The sequence below is a fragment of the Nostoc cf. edaphicum LEGE 07299 genome (assembly GCF_015207245.1).
In the GTDB taxonomy this organism is placed as follows: Bacteria; Cyanobacteriota; Cyanobacteriia; order Cyanobacteriales; family Nostocaceae; genus Nostoc; species Nostoc edaphicum_B.
On record NZ_JADEXF010000935.1, the window covers coordinates 1 to 2,737 of the forward strand.

The following is a 2,737-nucleotide window of genomic DNA, read 5'->3' on the forward strand; positions in this document are numbered from 1 at the left end:
GTTTTAATTGTTGGTCAATCAGAAGGGATAAAGGGAAATTTTTACAGCCATCTTTACTTAGGATTATATTACGAAGCTCAAAATAATTTTGATTTAGCTCAGGATTATATAGTTAAAGCTGCTGATAATTACAAAATTGATGATTATATGTGGTACTTGGCGCAGGTACATAAAAAATTACGAGGGTGGATATAGTCCTTATAGTGACAGATATGGCACTCTTCGACGAATGTTTGCTACACCATGCACAATTCCTAACACTGCACCGATGTAAAGTCCAATATGGATTCCCCAAACCAACATAAACCTGGAAACTTCTGCTGGCTGAACTACTGGCGTAATCTGATGGGTAAGGGTAGCCCGTCGTGGACATCGCTATTTCTACATCCATCGAATTGCTACCCTAATCAAGCACTAATGCTCTAACATTTTATCTTGTAGATGCTTTCTGGCGATCGCCTTTTAGACTTTTCGCAACAATTCTCGAATAGCGATCGCACAATCAGGGAAAGCTAAAGGTGAAATTGTCACATCTTCTGCAAGTATGCTCTCGCTGTGGTATCCATCTGGACTAGGGAGACGATACATATACAACTTGCGTCCATTGACATCTAAAATCCAGTACTCAATAATACCTGACTTAGCATAAGCGTTCGCTTTTACTTCTCGATCGTATTTGAGACTGGAATCAGCTATTTCAATCAGTAAAAACACTTCGGAAGCATTGGGATGGTGATCCTCATAATCTAATGGATTCAGCTTCACTACTGAAATATCTGGCTCTGGTTCCGAGTAATCATCAAGTTGTACTGGTGATTGGATTCTTAATAAAACTTTGTCACCCAAACGTTGACGTAACAACCTTTCTGTGCGGGTAATTGCTGATTCGTGAGCAGTACCTTTTGCTGACATTCTGATAATTTGTCCCGCGATTAATTCTAAGCGTTCTTCAGGATGAAAAATCCCCATTTCCGCCATTTTGTGATATTCTCGAACACTAATTAGGCGAATATTGGTGAGCATAAGATTCACGTTAACGTCCTAACATTTTATCCCGCAGATGTTTAATGCGATCGCGCAATTTTGCCGCTTCTTCAAATTCTAATTTCTTCGATGCTTCTTTCATCTGTGCTTCTAACAAGGTAATCAACCCTGGAATCTGTTCTAATGGCAGTTCATCTAGATGTTCATCTACAACTTTCAAGTCAGTTGCATTTAACCGCCGAGATACATCTAAAAAAGCCAAAATCGCATTACTTGATTTTTTCACAATCGGTTGCGGTGTAATTCCATGCAATCGATTATGTGCTGTCTGAATACCACGCCGTCTATCTGTTTCATCAATAGCTTTAATCATGCTACCCGTCATATTATCGGCATACAAAATCGCCTGTCCCTGGACGTGACGCGCGGCTCTACCAATAGTTTGAATTAAGGAACGCTCGGTTCGTAAGAAACCTTCTTTATCTGCATCCATAATTGCTACTAAGGAAACTTCGGGTAAATCCAAGCCTTCCCGCAGCAAATTCACACCAACCAAGACATCAAATTTACCCTCGCGCAAGTTCTGCAAAATCTCAATGCGCTCAATAGAAGTAATCTCAGAATGTAAATACCGTACTCTTATACCGTGGTCTTGCAAATATTCTGTTAAATCCTCCGCCATCCGTTTGGTTAATGTGGTAATTAACACTCGTTCGTGGCGATCGGCTCTATCTTTAATTTCTCCCAACAAATCATCAATTTGTCCTTCTGTGGGACGCACGGAAATTTCCGGATCAACCACTCCAGTTGGTCTAATTACTTGTTCGACTATATGATCTTCAGAAACTTCTATTTCCCAATTTCCGGGAGTTGCTGAAACGAAAATACACTGATTTACTTTTTGCCAGAATTCTTCTGCCTTCAAAGGACGGTTATCGGCAGCGCTAGGAAGCCGAAATCCATGTTCAATTAAAACTTTTTTTCTCGCTTGATCGCCATTATACATACCGCGAATTTGGGGTACGGTAACGTGAGATTCATCGATAATTAATAGCCAATCTTTGGGAAAATAATCAATCAAGCATTCTGGTGGATCTCCAGCTTGTCTTCCTGCTAAGTGACGGGAATAGTTCTCAACCCCGTTGCAATAACCGACTTCGCGTAGCATTTCTAGGTCATAGCGTGTACGCTGATCTATGCGTTGCGCTTCTAATAATTTCCCAGCTTGTTCTAAGTCTAATTTTTGCTGTTTTAACTCGGCTGCAATGTCATGACAAGCTACTTCTAGACGTTCTTCTGGGGTAACGAAGTGGCGCGCTGGGTAAACATTCACCGCTTCTAAACTCTTGAGAATTTCACCTGTCACTGGGTCAATATAGCGAATCGCGTCAATTTCATCACCAAAGAATTCGACACGAATAATTCGGTCTTCATAAGCTGGGCCAATTTCTAAGACATCACCCCGGACGCGAAATTTTCCCCGACCCATTTCGATGTCGTTACGGCTGTATTGAACATTTGCCAAATCTCGTAAAATTTGACGCTGATTTACTTCCATACCTATCTGAAGAGGGATGGCAGCTTTCAGATATTCTGCTGGCATTCCTAAACCGTAGATGCAGCTGATGGAAGCAACGACGATGACATCACGGCGTTCAAAAAGCGATCGCGTTGCTGAATGCCGCAACATATCTATTTCATCATTAATCGCTGCCGTTTTCTCAATATAGGTATCGGTAACGGGAATATACGC

2 protein-coding genes and 1 pseudogene are annotated in these 2,737 nt (G+C 41.3%); 1 reads left to right on the forward strand and 2 read right to left on the reverse strand.

What is annotated here, in order from left to right:
* Positions 1–195: pseudogene (locus IQ229_RS22800) on the forward strand (hypothetical protein); the annotation flags it as partial.
* 267 nt (positions 196–462) lie between these two features.
* On the opposite strand, the gene IQ229_RS22805 reads toward IQ229_RS22800, so the two are convergent.
* Positions 463–1,023, reverse strand: a complete 561-nt coding sequence (locus IQ229_RS22805; protein ID WP_194047665.1) for a Uma2 family endonuclease — start codon at positions 1,021–1,023, stop codon at positions 463–465.
* A 10-nt stretch (positions 1,024–1,033) separates the two neighbouring features.
* Positions 1,034–2,737, reverse strand: a 1,704-nt coding sequence (uvrB, locus tag IQ229_RS22810) for an excinuclease ABC subunit UvrB (protein WP_194047667.1), incomplete at its 5' end; no start/stop codon positions are given.

What these genes read in the sequence shown, in the direction of transcription:
- IQ229_RS22805 (WP_194047665.1), bottom strand. Translation starts at nt 1,023, where the DNA reads ATGCTCACCAATATTCGCCTAATTAGTGTTCGAGAATATCACAAAATG.